Source organism: Planctomycetota bacterium (assembly GCA_033763975.1).
GTDB lineage: Bacteria > Planctomycetota > Phycisphaerae > Phycisphaerales > UBA1924 > RI-211.
The window spans coordinates 54,992-71,736 of record JANRJM010000009.1; the positions used below are offsets into that span (position 1 = coordinate 54,992).

The following is a 16,745-nucleotide window of genomic DNA, read 5'->3' on the forward strand; positions in this document are numbered from 1 at the left end:
GGAAGGCGAGCGTGAGCGAGGCGCCGACGATGCGGCCGTCGCCGGCTGCGTGGATGGACGCGGCGCGCGCGTGGTGGGCGCGGGGCGACGCGGGAATGCGCGACGCGACGCGGGGGGCGCTGGGCCTGCCGACGGACAGGCCAGTGGTGATGAGCGGGCACCAGTGCGAGTTCTGGCACCCGGGAATTCTCGCCAAGTTCTTCGCCGCGCAGGCGTGCGCGCGCGCTCTGGGCGGGTGCGCGGCGTGGGCGGAGGTCGATCAGGACAGCGGCGCGGCGTGGGACGTCGCGTACCCGACGCGGGGGTTGGAGCGGCGGGTGTGGCGGGTGGGCGAGCCCGAGGGCGGGCCGCCGGCGGAGGGCACGCCCGCGGGGTGCGTGGGCGCGCTGCGGGTGACGCAGGCCGCGGCGCCGGGCGAGGGCGTGCCGGAGTTCGTCGCGAACGGGCTGCGGGCGATTCGCGCGGCGTGCGCGGCGCACACGGGCGAGGCGTCGCTGGCGCGCCAGGTGCAGCGGGCGCGGGGCGACCTGCTGCGCGGGGCGGGCCTGGTCGCCCCGGGAGATCCTGCGCCCACGCCGGTGTGGGCGCTGACGCTGATCGAGACGCCCGTGATGCGCGAGGCGGTGGAGGCGATGCGGCGTGAGCCCGGTGCGTGCGTGGCGGCGCACAACGCGGCGGCGGCGGCGCACCCGGGCGCGCGCGTCCGCGCGCTGCACGCGCGCGGCGCGCGGGTGGAACTGCCCCTGTGGTGGGTGCGGCCCGGCGCGGCGCGCCGGCGGGTGTACGCGGATGAACTCGCGGGCGGCGGCGTGGGGCCCGGCGGCGCGGGCCGGGACGGCGCGACCCTGGCGCCGCGGGCGCTGCTGCTGACCGGAGTCTTGCGCCGGGCGGCGTGCGACCTGTTCGTGCACGGGCTGGGGGGCGAGAAGTACGACCTGGTGACCGAGGCGTGGCTGCGCAACTGGCTGGGGTGGGAGTTGGCGCCGACGGCCGTGGCAACGGCGACGCGCCGGCTGGCGCTAGGCGACCGCACGCTGCCGGAGCCGTCGGAGATCCAGCGGGCGCGGGCCGCGGCGCACCGCGCGGCGCACGACCCGGCGATGGTGGGCGAGGCAGAGGCGGGCGCACGAAAGCGCGCGCTGGTGGCGGCGATCCGCGGCGCGGGCACGCGCGCCGAGCGGGCCGGGCTGTTCCGCGCCATGCACGACCTGCTGGCGGAGGTCCGGGCGCGCCGGGGGGGCGAGGTTGAGTCGCTCGCCGCGCGGGCGCGCGAACTGGCGGGGCTGGCGTCGCGCGCGGCGGTGGCGCACGATCGGACGTGGGCGTTCCCGCTGTACCCGGCAGCGGTGTTGCGCGAGCTGCGGGACGCGGTGCGGGCGGGCTTTGGAGCGAACGCGTGACCAGCGTGCGAGCGCAGCGCGTGGCGAACGGCGCGGGGCGAGGCGCGGATGTGCGCTCGCTGTCGCGCCGGCGCGTGCTGGCGGGGCTGCTGGGCGCGGGCCTGGGCGCGACGGGTTTGGGCGTGGCGGGGCTGACGGGTGGGTGCGAACGCCGGCGCGGGGCGGACGACGCGCCGGGCGCGAACGGGCCGGGCGCGAACGGGCCGCGTGCGGGCGACTCGGGCGGCTCGGGCGCGGCGCGGATCGTCTCGCTCAGCCCCGCGGTGTCGGTGATCCTGCGCGACCTGGGGCTGGGCGAGCAGGTCGTGGGGCGGCACGCGTACGAGATGGTGCTGCGCGCGGGGCTGCCCGTGTGCGGTGATCAGACGGGGATCGATCTCGAGGCCCTCCGCGCGGTTCGCCCGACGCACGTCATCACGCAGTGGGGCGCGCGAGAGTTGCCCGCAGCGCTGCGCGACATGGCGGCGTCGGGCGCGTGCGCGCTGCACGACGCGGCGCTGCTGACGCTGGACGACGTGGCGCGCGAGATCCACGCGATCGACGCCTTTGTGCGCGGGGCGTCGGGCTCGGCGCAGGGGCGGGCGCTGGCGGCGTCGTTTGACGCGGCGCTGGAGCCCGAGCCCGGGGTGGCACAGGCCGGGCGGGTGCTGCTCCTGGGCGCGGTCGAGCCGCCGGGCGCGCTGGGGCCGGGGAGTTGCCATCACGACCTGCTCGTGCGGCTGGGGGGCGCGCCGGCGCTCGCGGCGGGCGGGGCGTGGCAGGTACTGACGCTGGAAGACGTGCGGGCCTTGGCGCCGGGCGCGATCATCGCGTTCGTGCCGGGCGCGGGCACGCGGAGCACAGCGAGCGATGGCGCGCCGAACACCGGCGCAGCGATCACAGGCGCGGCGGCTCGCGAGCGGCTGGGTTCGCTCGCGCGCGTGGCCGCGGGTGCGTTCGAGCGCGGGCGGGTGGCGGTGATCGATGATCCGCTGGGGCTGCTGCCCGCGACGAGCCTGGCCGGGGTGGCGGGGGCGGTGCGCGGGCTGCTGCGGGCATGGCGCGCGTGATCGGGCGCGGGGCGCACGCCGCTACGATCGCGGCTCTATGAGCACGCACGATGCGCACGGCGAGGGTGGCGGGGCGACGCGGGATCCGGCGGCGGTGCTGGGCGAGCGGTTTCGCGAGGCGATCGCGCGCCTGTACCCGCAGGCCGGCACGACGGACCCGGTGATCACGCCCTGCAAGTCGGCGGACCTGGGCGACTTTCAGGCGAACGGCGCGATGGCGCTGGCGAAGCGCGTGGGGATGAAGCCGCGAGACGTGGCGCTGGCGCTCGTGCGCGAGGTGCGGCTGGACGACGTGGCGGAAGGGCTGACGGAAGGGTCGGTCGCTGGCCCGGGGTTCATCAACATCCGGCTGAAGGCCGCGGCCCTGGCGGGGAGCCTCGCGGCGCTGGACGCGCCCGGGCTGGGCGTCGAGGCGGCGGCCCCGGCGCGGACGATCGTCGTCGACCTGATGGGCGTGAACCTGGCGAAGCAGATGCACGTCGGGCATCTGCGCAGCCCGATCATCGGCGACTGCCTCGCGCGCGTGTTCGAGCGTCTGGGCCATCGCGTGATCCGCCAGAACCATGTGGGCGACTGGGGCCTGCCCATCGCGATGGTGACCGCGCGCCTCATGACGCTGGCGGCGGCGGGGCGGGTGGACCTGTCGCGCGTCACGCTGGACGAACTCGACGACGCCTACAAGGCGGCCCAGTTGGAGTGCCAGCGCGACAGCGCGGGGCTGGCGTGCGTGCGTCGGTACGGGCTGGGGCCCAAGGCGGAGGCGGAGCTGGAAGAGCAGGTGGCCGGGGCGACCGAGGCGTTCATGCACGCGCGCCAGACGCTGGTGCGCTTGCAGGCGAAAGAGCCCGCAACGTACGCGGTGTGGCGGCGGATCTACGACGTGACGATGGCGACGTGCCTGGAGGTGTGCCGCCTGCTGGATGTGCGGGTGACGGAGGCGGACAGCGCCGGGGAGAGCAGCTACGCGGACGAGTTGGGGCCGCTGATCGAGGACCTGACGGCGCGGGGCGTGGCGGTGGCCGACCAGGGGGCGCTGATCGTGCGTCTGGACGAGCCGGCGACCGACGAGGCGGGCACGCCCCTGTGGGAGCCGATCCGGGAGCCCTGCCTGGTGCGCAAAACCGACGGCGGGTACCTGTACGCGACGACGGACATCGCGGCGGTGCGGCGGCGCGTGCAGCGGTTCGGCGCGCACGAGCTGTTCTACGCGATCGACGCACGCCAGAACCTGCACCTGCGCCAGGTGTTCGCGAGCGCGATCAAGGCGGGCTACGCCATCCACCCGCAGACCGGGAGGCCCGCGCGGATGGCGCACGCGGCGTTCGGGTCGGTGCTGGGCGAGGACGGGCGCCCGTTCAAGACGCGTTCGGGCGAGAGCGTGAAGCTCGCGGACCTGCTGCGCGAGACGTTCGCGCGCGCTGGGGGAGTGCTGGCGGCGCGGAACGCGGAGTTAGCGGGCGAGGAGGCGGCGGGCGTGGCGCGGGCGGTGGGCATCGCGGCGCTCAAGTATGCGGACCTCTCGACGGACCGCGTGAAGGACTACGTGTTCAGTTTCGACCGGATGCTGGCGTTCGAGGGGAACACCGGCCCGTACTTGTTGTACGCGCTGGTGCGGGTGCGGAGCATCTTCCGCAAGGCGGCGGAGCGCGGCGTGGGCGAGTCGTGGCGCGGGGCGCCGTTCGTGGTGTCGCACGCGGGCGAGAAGCAGTTGGCGCTGACGCTGCTGCGCTACCCCGGGGTGCTGCGGAGCGTGGCCGAGAGCCTCGAGCCGCACCGCTTGTGCGCGTACGTCTACGAGCTGGCGGGGGCGTTCAGCGTGTTCTTTGACCAGTGCCCGGTGCTGGCGGCGGGGGACGACGCGACGCGCGATGCGCGCCTGCGCCTGTGCGACCTGACGGGGCGGGTGCTGGCCGACGGGCTGGGCGTGCTGGGCATCCCGGCGATCGAGCGGATGTAGGACACCACCGGATGCGGGACACCACACGGAGTGTGGTGGTACCCGGCGGAGTGTGGTGGTACCCAGATCACGGGTCGCGGCGGTGCTGCTTCTTGCCCTTGTCGCGGCTCTTGCTGCGCTGGCTGCGCTTCTGCGAGCCGGTCTTGAACGAATCCCACTTGCCCGGGCCGAAGCCCCCGCCGATGCCGCCCCCGATGCCGCCCCCGATGCCGCCGGCGGGCTTGTCGGGGATGGGCTTCCTGGCCTTGCCCCCCGCGCGCGTGGCGGCGTCCTCGATGACGAGGTCCATCTGGCGCTTGGCGAGGTCGACGTTGGCGATGCGGACCGTGACGAGATCGCCGAAGTTGAAGCTGCGGCCGGAGCGCTGATCGGTGAGGGCGCCGCTGCGCGGGTCGATGCGCCAAATGGGGGTGAGGTTCTCGCGGGTGACGTCGCCCGGGAGGTCTTCGCTCTTGATGAAGCCGTCGGCGAGGTACTTGTCGAGCTGCACGAATATGCCGCGGGGCGTGACGTTGGTGACGACGCCCTTGTACGCGTCGCCGACGTGCTTGCTGAGGAGTTGGAGGACGAGGAAGCTGCGCAGTTCGCGCTCGGCGCTCTCGGCGTTCACCTCGCGCCGGACGGCCTGGTGCCCGATCTCGACGAGTTCCTCTTCGGGCGGGCAGTTCTTGGCGCTGCGCAGGTCGCGCCCGAGTTCTTTCTGCTCGCGCTCGCCCCGCGGGCGCTTCTTGCCGTTGTCGGTGCGGGCGAGGTACTCGGCGAGCGCGCGGTGCACCGTGAGGTCGGCGTAGCGACGGATCGGGCTCGTGAAGTGCGCGTAGGCGTCGCTCGCCAGGGCGAAGTGCCCGATGAGCGCGGGGCTGTACTCGGCCTTGGAGAGGGTGCGCAGGACGGCGAGGTGCACGGCCCGTGCGGCGGGCGTGCCGTGGGTCGCCTTGAGCAGCCCCTGGAGTTCCTCGCGCGTCGGGTTCTTCGGCACGCGGAAGCCCGCGACCATCGCGACCTTGCGCATGCCCTCGACGTCGCCCGGGACCGGGTCGGGGTGGATGCGGCGCAGCAGCGGCACGCCGAGGTTCTCGAAGAGACGCGCGAGCACCTCGTTGGCCTCGACCATGAACATCTCGATGAGCTTGTGCGTGAAGGCGTCGTCCTCGCGCTCGGCGTCCACGACGTGCCCGTTCTCGTCGTAGATCAGCACGACCTCGGGCAGGTCGAGGACGATCATGCCCTTACGGTCGCGCCGGGCCTGGATGGCCTTGGCGCAGCGGTTCATCTCGCGCAGCGTGTCGATGAGCTGGTCGGTGTACTCGGGCTTGGTCTTGGCGTGCTTGCGGGCCTCGTCGGGGTCGCCGTCGATGAGGGCCTGCGCCTCGAGGTACGTCAGGCGCTTGGAACTGCGGATGAGCGTCTGGGCGACACCCTCGCCCCGCACCTCGCCCCGCGAGTCGTACGTCATGAACGCGCTCTTGCAATAGCGGTACACGCCCTCCTGCAGCGAGCAGATGCCGTTGCTGAGCACCTCGGGCAGCATGGGGATGACGTGGCGGGGGAGGTAGCAGGAGTTGCAGCGGTCGGAGGCCTCGACGTCGAGCGGGCTGCCCCGGGGGATGAAGTGCGCGACGTCGGCGATGTGCACGCCGACCTCCCAGCCGCCGCCCTCGAACTGGTCGGTGCGCCGGATGGAGATGGCGTCGTCGTAGTCCTTGGCGTCGGGCGGGTCGATGGTGATGATGAAGTCGTCGGTGAGGTCGAGCCGGTCGGGCAGCGTCTTGTCGGCGACGTAGGCCGCGATCTCGCGCTCGTACGTCTGCGCCGCCTCGCGCGCCTGCTGCACGCACTCTTCGGGGAACTCGCCCGGAAGGTCATACGCGGCGATGACCGCCTGGGTCTCGACGTCGGGACGCCCGGCCTCGCCCAGCACGCGCGTGATGACGCCCTCGCCGAGCATGTCGGCCTCGGGCCACAGCGTCAGCTCGACGACGACCTTGTCGCCTTCCTTGACGTTCTTGCTGGCGGCGTCGGGGACGACGATGGGCGAGGTGACCTGGCGCCCGTCGGGCATGACGACCCACTGCTGGCCGCGCTTCTGGACGGTGCCGGTGTAGCTGGACTTGTGGCGTTCGACGACCTCGATGATGGTGCCGGAGTAGCCGTCGCCGCCGGGCGAGCGCCGGTCGGGGGCGATGCTGGCGCGGACGGTGTCGCCGGTGAGGGCGTCGCCAACGCTGTCGGCGGGGATGAAGACGGAGCGCTCGCGGACGGCGTCGGCGGGCGTGATGAACCCGAAGCCGCGCATCGTCTTGCGGAACTTGCCGGTCACCTGCCCGCCCTTGCCGGCGAGTGAGGGGAGCATCACGTGCCCGCTGTCGCCGAACTCGAGCTTGCCGGCGGTTTCCAAGGCGCGCACCGCGGCGACGAACTCGTCGGTCTCCTCGCGCGGCACGCTGAGGTCCGCCGCGAGGTCGGGCATGCGCCGGGGTGTGTACGACTCGTGCTTCAGGTGGTCGAGCACGCGGCGTTGGTAGCGATCCTGCATGCGGTAGCCTAGCGCGACTGTCCGCGGCACTTGCCGACCGGCGACTTCTCCACCGGCAATCCACACCGATCGGAGCTTCGGTGGTTCCGCGGGATTCATCTTGACAGCATGTATCCTCCCATGTCAAATGACGCGATAAGGAGGTTTCGGCGATGCGCACTCCCCCCCCCCCCGCGGTTGCTGATGATCCAAGTCCCCCAACGCTGTGCCGTGACGAGCTCGACACGATGCACACGACGTCGCATTCAGAATCATGTCGGCCGTACGACGGTGGCGGCCTTTGCGGCGTGCATGACGCAGGCCGCCTCAAGCCAGCCCTCCGCTGAGTGGTGCAACAACAATGTGATCGCCGGAGTTGGGGAGGAATGGCAGTTGCACGCATCGTGCGGCCCGGACGACACGCCGTGCTCGCTCGCGATGAAGTGTCCAAGAGACGACACCTGTCAGACTGTTGGTGCGGGCCAGGGAACGTGGGACAACTGCGGAACACCAACGCTCGTGTCGATGGAATGTGATTGGTACGGCGCGGGCAAGTGCGTCGCCGGCCGATGTGTCTCCGGCGCCGAAGAGCCGACGGACGTCGAGCCCCCGTTGGTCAAGTGGGTCACTCGCTACAACGCTCCCATCTCGTGCGAACCGGCGTAAGCTGTCCGATGCCCGATCCGAACTCAGGCAGTTGACTCTCGGAAGGTTGCAGCGATGCGAGTGCACCCGGTCCTCTGTATGATAACGATCGTCCTCGGGGCGGTATCCGGGCATGCGGCGGGACAGCCGGGGTGGATCGATCCGCGGCTTGCCGCGTTTGCGCGCGTCTGGAGCGACGTCCCCGCGGTGCGCACGACATGGGGATGGCAGTTTGAACGCCCGAGCGCGGCGGATCCGCAGGAGCGGTATCGATGCTCGCTGATCGACACGACGCTCGGCAGGCCGTACGAACTTCTGAAGAGCGACCGCGTGTTTACACGCGGCGAGCCCTTCCCTCCCGAGGACCTGCCGTGGGCGATCGAGAACTGGGTGCAGGCGAATCCGAAGGACGCGGTTCTCCGACACCCGACGTCGCTCTACCAATCACCGGACGGGCTGCTGCTCGACGACGTGTTGACACGGGGCGTCGCGGGCGGGGACTTGCACCGTGTCGAGCCGAAGGATGATCGATTTCTAGGGGCTGTTCATGCGGGCCCACACGCCCTTGCGTGGTGGGTGCTGGAGCATCCCGCCGAGGCGGCCCGGGCGAAGATCGAGGATCTGCCCGGGGGCGCCCTTCGCGTCACCCCGCGTGCGACGGACCGCGTGTTCGTGCTCGCGCCGCTGGAGGACGCCTTCGTGCTCGTGCGCGCTGAGCATGCGCCAGCGATGCCCGACATGGACGGCGCGGTGTTCGTCGAACGCTTCGAGGACTACGCGGAGCTGCCCGGCCTGCCGCCGTTTCCTCGGAGACGGATGAGCGATGCGCCGAACCTGCGTCAGATGCCCGACGGGCGGCTCGTGTACGAGCACGACAATCGGAACATCTCGATCAAGGGGCTCATTCGGGCGGAGCGGCTGGACCGGTTCCCGCCCGAGATTCCGGAAAAGGTCCGAGCCCGCGCCGCATCCCAGGGTGTTGCCCGTGGGGTGTCGATGGCACACCGCGACGACTCGCGCGTGTCGCGGTTTGAGAACGGGCGGCTTGTTCACCCGCCGCCCCTTGGCGCGGAGCCGGCGCCCGCGCCGTTGTCGGGCATCACGATGGGGTTGCGTTGGGCCGGAGTGGCAATGCTCGCGCTGGGCATGGGCTGGGTCGTGTGGCGCTGGAAGGCGGGGCGATGAACAACTCGGGCGTGCGTCAGTCTCGTTCGCGCGATGGTTCGCGCCGGCGCGGCTTCTCGCTCCCGGAGTTGATTGTCAGCATCGGGATCGTCGCGGTGCTGTTCTCGCTGCTGACACCGGCGCTGGGGCGCGCGAAGCGAGATGCGGTGGAGTTGCGATGCGTCACCCGGGCCGGGGAACTCGCACGCCTCGTGCATGCGTACGCCGTCGACCATCGCGGCATGCCCCCGATGATCTACAGCGACGATCCGATGCAGCTGCGCACACTTCGCCAGCAGATTCGGTACATGAATCAGTCCATTTCGGCCTTGCGCGGCGAGATGTGGCGTGCGTGGTCGGGGGCGGATGAGACGCTGTACCGCTGCGGCGCGCACTACTCCGGACGCGAGAACTACCCGCGTCCGGTGGACTTCCGGATCGCGCGGTGCGTGTTCGCGCGCCCCGAGGTGTTCGCGCGCGACGTGCCGAACGGCTCGTTCCCGTCCGACTTTGGCGCCCGGGGGCAGCGCGTTGATGCGGTCATCTTCCCCGATGCGAAGGCGGTTCTGTTCGAGTCCAAGGTGTGGCACGGGTTCCCAGGCGATGGCACGCCGGGAACAGATGTTGGAACGCTGGAGTATTCGAACTCACCACGTCCGAGCGCCGTGGCGTTCTTTGATGGGCACGCCTCGCTCCGCTGGCCGCGCGACGCGAGGGCCCCTGTCTACGCCGGCTGGATCTGGTCGGTCGGCCCGTACGCGACAACGCGGGACGGCGTACGTGGGCGCGACTTCTGACAGCGGGGGTTGCGGACAAATAAAAGCGGGCCGCGAGGGCGGCCCGGATCGTGACAGAGTGAACAGCGAGTCGACCGACGACCGCGAGGCCTACTTGGGGGCCGGCGCGGGCGCGGGGGCCATGCCGGGCGCGGGCTCCGGGGCCGGTTCGGGCGCCGGCTCGGGGGTGGGCTCGGGCTTCATGTCCTTGGCCTGGTTGGTCTTGGCGAGGACTTCGGCGGCGGGGAGGATCATCTTGCCGTTGGTGACGCCCTTGAGGGCTTCCTGCATGCCGCCGGGCCCGGAGGCTTCATCGTCTTCGGGCAGGATGACGGTGATGACACCGATGATCTTGCCGTCCTCGGTGAACACGGGGCTGCCGAACTCGGTGCTGCCGGTGGTGGAGCCGGGGATGTAGAGCTTGCGGGGCTTGGCAGTGACGGCGGTGATGTCGCACTCGATGGCCTGGAGCGCGCGGTCGAAGAACTTGCCCATGCGGCTCAGCGCGAAGACGTCGTCGCCGGGGGCGGCGGTGGCGCTGGCGGCGAGGTCGACGGCCTTGTAGGTGCCCTTGGGCTCCTTGATGCGGACCCAGGCGAGCCCGAGCTCGCCGTCACGCGTGATGAGGCTGGCGTCGACGCCCTCGGTGTCGTCGCCGATGAGCACCTTGAAGCGCTCGGCGGCGACGTTGGCGCCCTGGAAGCGCTGTGCGAGCCCGCCGAGGGCGACGTTGCTCATGAGGAGCAGGCCGGAGGGATCGACCATGACGCCGATGGCCTCGGTCTCGACCTCGCCGTCGGGCCCTTTGAGGGCGAACTTGACGGCGACGACGGTGTCGGCGTTCGCCTGGATGACATTGGCGACGTCGCGGTGGAGAGGAGCGGAGCCCGACACGGGGCCCGCCAGCCCGAGGGAAAGAACGCCGCACGCCAGCACGCCGAGAGACCGGTTCATGAACGCCGCTCCTGCATGGTCGCCCGCGAACGAAGGCACGGCGTATCGAGCGGCGACCCCGCCGACAGCGCGCACACCCCGCCGAACACTTCGAGCGGGAGGGCGAGTTTAGGTCGCGACTTCGCCCGGTCGCGGGGTCTCCGACGAGAACGACCGGCGGGCTCGCGCATAGGAAAACGCGGGATCGCGACGCCGGTGGTTCCGGAAGTCACTGCGCCGGCGGCACGTATAGTTGATGCGGCCTGTCGGGGCGCGGAGCGCGTGCATGCGGATCTGTTTGGTGGCGAGGGAGAGCGTTCCCGGCGCGGGCGGGGGCATCGGCACGGGCGTGCGCGAGATGTCGCGCGTGCTGGCCCGGGCCGGGCACGACGTGACGCTCCTGACCCAGGGCCCGGCGCAGGCCTCGCCCGAGGGCGAAGTGACGGACGGCGTGCGCGTGCAGCACGTGGACGTGCATCGCGGGCGGGCGGCGATCAACGCGTACGGGTCGTTCAATGCGCGCTGGTCGATGGCGGTGCTCGAGCACCTGCTGGCGCAGCCGGCGTTCGACGTGGTGGAGTTCCCCGATTACCAGGGGCAGGGGTACTTCTCGCTGCGCGCCAAGCGCACAGGACGGGCGTTCGAGCGGACGCTGCTCGCGGTGCGGCTGCACGCGTCGGCGGCGCTGTGCCGCGTGCACGACGAGACCGATCTGCTGGACCTGGACCTCGTGCACACCGAGCACATGGAACTGGCGTCGGTGAACGAGGCGGACCTGCTGCTGCACGCGAGCGAGGCGGCGCTCACAATGACCCGCGACCTGGCGCGAGCCCGGGGGCTATGGCAGGAAGACACGGCGTGGGGGCGGCGGACGGCGCTCCTGGCGTTCCCCGTCACCCTGCCCGGCGCGCCCGCGACGGGCGGCGAAGATGACGCTGGTTGGCGGACCGTGCTGTACTTCGGGCGGCTGCAAAGGCTGAAGGGCGTGGACACGCTTGTGCGGGCCGCACGACGCGTGCTGGACGAGCTCGGCCCCGCCGCGCGGGTCCGGTTCGTGCTGTTGGGGGGCGACACGCCCCACACCGGGCGGGGCGGGGGCGACATGAGCGCCGAGCTGCGCGCGCTGATCGGCCCGGAGCGCGAGCGCATCGTGCTGCGCGACGGCGTGGCGCGAGAGTCGCTCGTCCGCGCGATCGACGCGGCGGAGGTGGTGTGCCTGCCGTCGCGCCTCGAGACGTTCTCGTGCGCGGCGGTGGAGGCCATGGCGCGCGGGAAGGCGCTGATCGTGACGGCCGGCGGCTCGCTGCCCGAGGTGGTCGAGCACGGCGTCAGCGGGCTGGTGACGGCGGTGGACGACGACGCCGCCCTGGCGCGCGAGATTCTCCGGCTGCTGGGCGATGCATCCCTGCGCGCGATGCTGGGTGAGCGTGCGGCGGCACGGGCGGCGCACTACGCCGACGCGGAGACCTTCGTGCGCGGGTTCGAGCGGGCAACGGCGCCGAGCGAGAAGGCGCCCGCGCCGGCGCGGGCCGCGGCGGGGGCGAAGCCCCGCGTGTGCGTGATGATCCCGTTCTACAACCTCGAGGCCTACCTGCCCGAGACGCTCGCGTCGATCGCCGCCCAGCGCGAGCGCGACTTCGAGGTGGTGATCGTGGACGACGGCTCGACCAGCCCCGGCGCGCGGACGCTGCTGGAGCAGGTCGAGCGCGACCCGGCGGCCTTCGTCGGCCCGTGCGCGGGGCTGCGCATCGTCCGCAAAGAGAACGGCGGGCTCGCGTCGGCGCGGAACGCGGGCTTCGGCGCATCCCGGGCCCCGTGGGTGCTCATGCTCGACGCGGACGACCTCATCGCGCCCGAGTATCTGGAGCGCGCGCTGCGCGTGACGGAGCTCGACGATGGGCTGGCGTACGTCTCGACGTTCGCGCGGTTCTTCTACACGCGAGAGGGCGATCACAACTGGGGCTGGACGCCCCTGGGCATCGATCCGGACATGCAGCCGGCGCTGAACCTCGCGGGGTGCTCGTGCTCGCTGGTGCGGGTGGAGGCGTGGAAGCAGGCCGGCGGGTTCGACGAGTGGATGACGACGTTCGAAGACTGGGAGTTCTGGTGTCGCATCGCCGCGGCGGGGCTGCGGGGGTCGATCATCCCCGAGTTCCTGTTCCTCTACCGCACGCGCGAGGCGAGCATGTACCGGGCGGCGAGCGAGCAGTCGCGCCTGGCGAACCGCGCGAGGATCCTCGCGCGCCACCTCCCACGCACGCGCGATCCCTCGCGCGGGGCACGGTTCCTCGACTGGAAGGCGCTCACGGGAGACGAGGTCGGCGCGGGGCACCCGGTGCTGGAGCGGCGGGTGCGGTCGGTGATCGAGGAGAACATCCGGTACCGGGCCGCGGACCGCGTGAACGGGCTGCTGGGTTCGCTGGGCGTGCGGCGTGCGATGAAGCGCGTGCTGCGGGCCGTGCGGGGGTAGGCCGGGCGCGGCAAGGGCGGGCGCGGGAAACCAAGCCGGGAGCGCCGGGTGCAACGCGTTCGTCAGTCATCGCGAGGACCCATGTATCTTCCGCGTCACCGTGCGGCGGCGGGCGCTCCGGCGGCTGATACTCCTCCATGATCCGCGCCCTCGCCATGTGGTCCTGCGTCACGCTGGGCGTGCTGGGCCTGGTCATGTGGATTGCGAGCCTGAGCATCGTGAGTTATCGGCGGATGAGCCCGGGCCGCGGCGATCTCACGGTCGCGCTGCAGCGCGGCGAGTTGTGGGTCACCACCGGCGGCACGTACTTCGGCCCGGGGTTCGACACGCTGCACGCCTACCCGCGCCTGCACGACCTCGGACGCCTGCACTGGTGGCCGAACCACGGCTGGTACAGCGACTTTCGGACGGCCGACAACCGCGTTCGCTGGTGGTCGGTGCGCGGCCCGATCTGGATCATCGTCGCGGGCGGGCTTCTTCCCGCCGGCGCGATGTTCCCGTTCTGGCGGCGGGCGAGGCGACGTCGGCGATTCGGGCTCTGCCCCGCCTGCGGCTATGACCTCGCCGGCGTCCGCGACGCACGCTGCCCGGAGTGCGGGCGGGCTGGCGGGGCCCACGTGCGCTCGAACGTGCCGGCGCAGGAGCAGACGTCCGGCGGGAGGCACCCGACAATCTCCGGGTAGTTGTTGCGTGCGGACGCCCGGGCGAAGTCACAATCGGCGTTGCGCACCCTGAGTTCACGCGGTGCGGGAAGGCGCGTCTGGTGGGTCCGCGGGTCTTGCGGGCTCGCGGGTCACTTGTACACTGCTCGGATGCGAACCCCGAGCATCCGGAGCATGTGCGTGTATTGGGTCGGCGTGGCGGCTCTGCTCGGCGTGCTGTGCGCGCCCGCGCGCGGGCAGTGCACGACCGAGTGGCTCGACGGCTGGGCGACCCCCGCGCTGACGAACGGCGGCTCGTTCAACGGGGTCGTGCGCGCGATGCACGTGTACGACCCGGACGGGTCTGGCCCGCTGGGCGAGCGGCTGCTCGTCGCCGGGCAGTTCGACAACATCGAAGGCACCATCGCGCGTGGCATCGCCGAGTGGGACGGTGCGCGCTGGACCACCCTCGTCCAGAACGTAGCGGTGCTCAACCTGGACAGCGTGTGCGTCTTCAACGGCGAGATCGTGGTGGGCGGGCAGTTCAGCCTGGGTACCGGGGTGCTCAACGTCGCGAGGTGGAGCGGCACGGCGTGGCAGCCCTTCGCGAGCGGACTGCCGGGGCGCGTCCGGGCGCTGGCCGTATGGAACGGGCAGCTCTTCGCCGCGGGCGATTTCTTCAACGCCGGGGGCGATCCATCGGGCGACGGCATCGCGCGATGGGACGGCACGCAGTGGCGTGCCCTGGGGACGGGGCTGGTCGGACCGGGCGGCGCGCAGCTCACGGTGCGCGCCCTTCTGGTCACGCCGGCCGCGCTCGTGGTGGGCGGCGACTTTGCCACCGCGGGTGGGCTCGACTCGCCGGATGTCGCGTCTTGGGACGGCGCGGCGTGGCACGCGATGCCCGGCCTGGCCTCGGCCGGCGGACGCGTGAACGCCCTCGCGAATCACTCGGGTTCCGTGTACGCGGGGGGCATCCTGCCGAACGGGTCGGCGGTCGCCTCGTGGGACGGTGACGCCGGGTCGTGGACGATTCTGCCCAGCCAGGCGAGCGGCGAGCTCTTCACGCTCGCGTCGCTGGGGGGCGTGCTGTACGCGGGCGGGAACCTGACGGCTGTCAATGGCGTGCCGTTGCCCACGCGTCTGGCGAAGTGGGACGCCAACGCGTTCACGCACGCCGCCGATACGGGCCCGCTGCTCGTGTTCCCGTTGCAGCAGCCGCTCGCGCTCGCACCATACGCGGGGCGGCTGGTGGTGGGCGGGCTCAACGTGGGCTATCGAGCGACGGGCGGCACGGAACTGCAGCTGCGCAGCTGCCTGCTGGAGTACGACGGGGCGGAGTGGCTGACGTTCGCCAAGGGGCTCGACGGCGCGGCGCTGGATTTCGAGCAGTGGGGCGAGGACCTCGTGCTGGCCGGACCGTTCCGCATGGCGGGCGGGCGAAGGGTGAACGGGGTGACGCGGTGGGACGGCGCGACGTTCCGCGGCATGGGGCAGGGGTTGTTCAGCAACACGACGTCGGCGACCGGGGAGATCGTGTCGGACCTGCATGCGGGGCCCGACGGACGCCTGTACGCCGCGGGACAGTTCGCCGCGACCGACGGGGGCTCGTTCCTGGGCGGGGTGGCGGTGTGGGATGGCACGGCGTGGCGGCGGACGGTTCAATCGCCCAGCGGCAACCCGTCCGGCCAGATGTACGACTTTGCAACATTTGAGGGCGCGCTGTTCGTGACCGGCAACGGCGCGGTGAGCGGGAGCGTCCGGGGCATCCTGCGGTACACCGGTCTGGCTTGGGAGTCCACGGGATGGGTCTTGAGCACGGGCCCCCGGTGCATCGAGCCGGTCGACGGGGTGCTGCTCGCGGGCTCGTATCAGTGGTCGGGCAGCGCGTGGCCGTTCGTGCCTGGGTCGCCCCAGAACATCGTCCAACTCCGGCGGGTGAACGGGTCCGACTACGCGCTGTGCGAAGGCGGGTTTCCCGCGTCCTCGTCGTGTGTGGCGGAGCGACGCGACGGGGCTTGGGTCCCGCTGGGCTCAGGGTTCACTACGACGCTGACCAACTCGCTGTCGGGATCGCTAGACACGTACCGTGGCGATCTGCTCGCGGCGCGGGCGTTCAACGTCGCTGGTATGCCCACGGCTCGCGTGGCACGGTACGACGGGGTGGGCTGGCGGGCCCTGCCGGGCGATCCGAGTGCGCAGCCGCCCGGCGACCTCTCGCAGACGCCCAGAGCTTCGTCGACGTTCGTCGACGCCGATGGCGTGCTCTGGGTAAGCGGCGTCTTCCGCGACGCCGGGGGGCGGCCTTCGCCGTATCTCGCGCGGTACCGCGCGTCGCCCGCGCCGGTGTTCGTCGATCAACCGGCGGACGCGGGCGGGTGCGCGGGCGACACTGCGATGTTCACAGCGTCCGCCAGCGACGGGGCGGCGCTCCGCTGGCGACGCAACGGCGTGGCGTTGAGCGAGGGGCAGATCCTCCCGGGCGGCGGCGTCGCGACGGGCGTTTCGACCGCCACGCTCACCATCACCGCCCCGGGCCCTGCCGACTCGGGCACCATCGATTGCGTTGCGACGACCGATTGCGGGAGCGCGCGCAGCGTCGCGGCGATGCTCGCGGTGACCGACTGCTGCGACCCGGACTTCAACCAGGACGGCAGCGTCGACCAGTTCGACGTGCTGTGCCTGGTGCTGTTGGTGGGGGGCGACACCACGTGCAGCCCGCGCGACGCGGACTACAACCGCGACGGGAACGTGGATCAGTCGGACATCGCCACACTCGTTCAGGTGGTGGCCGGCGGCCCCTGCCCGTGAGCCGGTGAAACGCGCAGGAACCTGCCGGCGAAAATGCCCCGTGCTACCGTGGGGGCGTGAACCCCGACGATGAAGTGTGTCTCTGCTTCCACGTGACGCTCCGCAAGATCCGCACGTACTTGAAGCGAGAGAACCCGACCGTGGCGTCGCTGATCAGCGAGTGCCTGGGCGCGGGCACGGCGTGCATGTGGTGTGTGCCGTTCCTGAAACACCTGCACGCCGAGCACGCAGCAGGGCGGCTGCCGGACCTGCGGGTGAGCCCCGAGGAGTACGCGCGGACGCGGCTGGTGTTCCGCGCGACGCAGGCGCGCGACCCGGACCTCGATCAGCGCGCGATGGGCGAAGACGCTCCCGGGGCGGCGCCGCCGGACGCGGGGTGATGGG

11 protein-coding genes are annotated in these 16,745 nt (G+C 71.9%); 9 read left to right on the forward strand and 2 right to left on the reverse strand.

All coding sequences use genetic code 11. The features are described 5' to 3' along the window. Positions 1–11 precede the first annotated feature (11 nt). The 3 genes from SFY69_05505 to argS are packed head-to-tail and all read left to right on the forward strand — an operon-like array spanning position 12 to position 4,406. Positions 12–1,400, forward strand: a complete 1,389-nt coding sequence (locus SFY69_05505) for a hypothetical protein (GenBank protein MDX2131487.1) — start codon at positions 12–14, stop codon at positions 1,398–1,400. After that, complete coding sequence (locus SFY69_05510; GenBank protein MDX2131488.1) at positions 1,397–2,449, forward strand: hypothetical protein; 1,053 nt, start codon at positions 1,397–1,399, stop codon at positions 2,447–2,449. Before SFY69_05505 ends, SFY69_05510 begins: the two co-directional genes overlap by 4 nt. Positions 2,450–2,486: 37 nt before the next feature. Further along, on the forward strand, positions 2,487–4,406 hold the full coding sequence (gene argS, locus SFY69_05515) for an arginine--tRNA ligase (protein ID MDX2131489.1): 1,920 nt from the start codon (positions 2,487–2,489) through the stop codon (positions 4,404–4,406). Between the two features lie 67 nt (positions 4,407–4,473). On the opposite strand, the gene SFY69_05520 is transcribed toward argS, so the two are convergent. Next, positions 4,474–6,942 (reverse strand): VacB/RNase II family 3'-5' exoribonuclease, encoded by a 2,469-nt coding sequence (locus tag SFY69_05520; GenBank protein MDX2131490.1) that lies wholly within the window; start codon positions 6,940–6,942, stop codon positions 4,474–4,476. 723 nt (positions 6,943–7,665) lie between these two features. Here SFY69_05520 and SFY69_05525 point away from each other — a divergent pair. Further along, entirely contained in the window at positions 7,666–8,751 is a 1,086-nt protein-coding gene (locus tag SFY69_05525) for a hypothetical protein (protein MDX2131491.1), read from the forward strand. An 11-nt stretch (positions 8,752–8,762) separates the two neighbouring features. Further along, positions 8,763–9,527: a type II secretion system protein gene (locus tag SFY69_05530; protein MDX2131492.1), complete on the forward strand. Its 765-nt coding sequence runs from the start codon at positions 8,763–8,765 to the stop codon at positions 9,525–9,527. Between the two features lie 90 nt (positions 9,528–9,617). Here the strand turns inward: SFY69_05530 and SFY69_05535 are convergent, their stop codons facing one another. Continuing rightward, the gene (locus SFY69_05535) at positions 9,618–10,460 is read right to left on the reverse strand and encodes a serine protease (GenBank protein MDX2131493.1); all 843 of its coding nucleotides are present in this window, start codon (positions 10,458–10,460) and stop codon (positions 9,618–9,620) included. 265 nt (positions 10,461–10,725) lie between these two features. On the opposite strand from SFY69_05535, the gene SFY69_05540 reads away from it, so the two are divergent. The 4 genes from SFY69_05540 to SFY69_05555 all read left to right on the forward strand — a co-directional run bounded on the left by SFY69_05540 (position 10,726) and on the right by SFY69_05555 (position 16,741). Beyond that, positions 10,726–12,909, forward strand: a complete 2,184-nt coding sequence (locus tag SFY69_05540; GenBank protein MDX2131494.1) for a glycosyltransferase — start codon at positions 10,726–10,728, stop codon at positions 12,907–12,909. 137 nt (positions 12,910–13,046) lie between these two features. Then, positions 13,047–13,592: a hypothetical protein gene (locus tag SFY69_05545; protein ID MDX2131495.1), complete on the forward strand. Its 546-nt coding sequence runs from the start codon at positions 13,047–13,049 to the stop codon at positions 13,590–13,592. 129 nt (positions 13,593–13,721) lie between these two features. Continuing rightward, entirely contained in the window at positions 13,722–16,361 is a 2,640-nt protein-coding gene (locus SFY69_05550; GenBank protein ID MDX2131496.1) for a hypothetical protein, read from the forward strand. Positions 16,362–16,417: 56 nt separating this feature from the next. Then, positions 16,418–16,741 (forward strand): (2Fe-2S)-binding protein, encoded by a 324-nt coding sequence (locus tag SFY69_05555; protein ID MDX2131497.1) that lies wholly within the window; start codon positions 16,418–16,420, stop codon positions 16,739–16,741. The last annotated feature ends 4 nt before the right edge of the window (positions 16,742–16,745 follow it).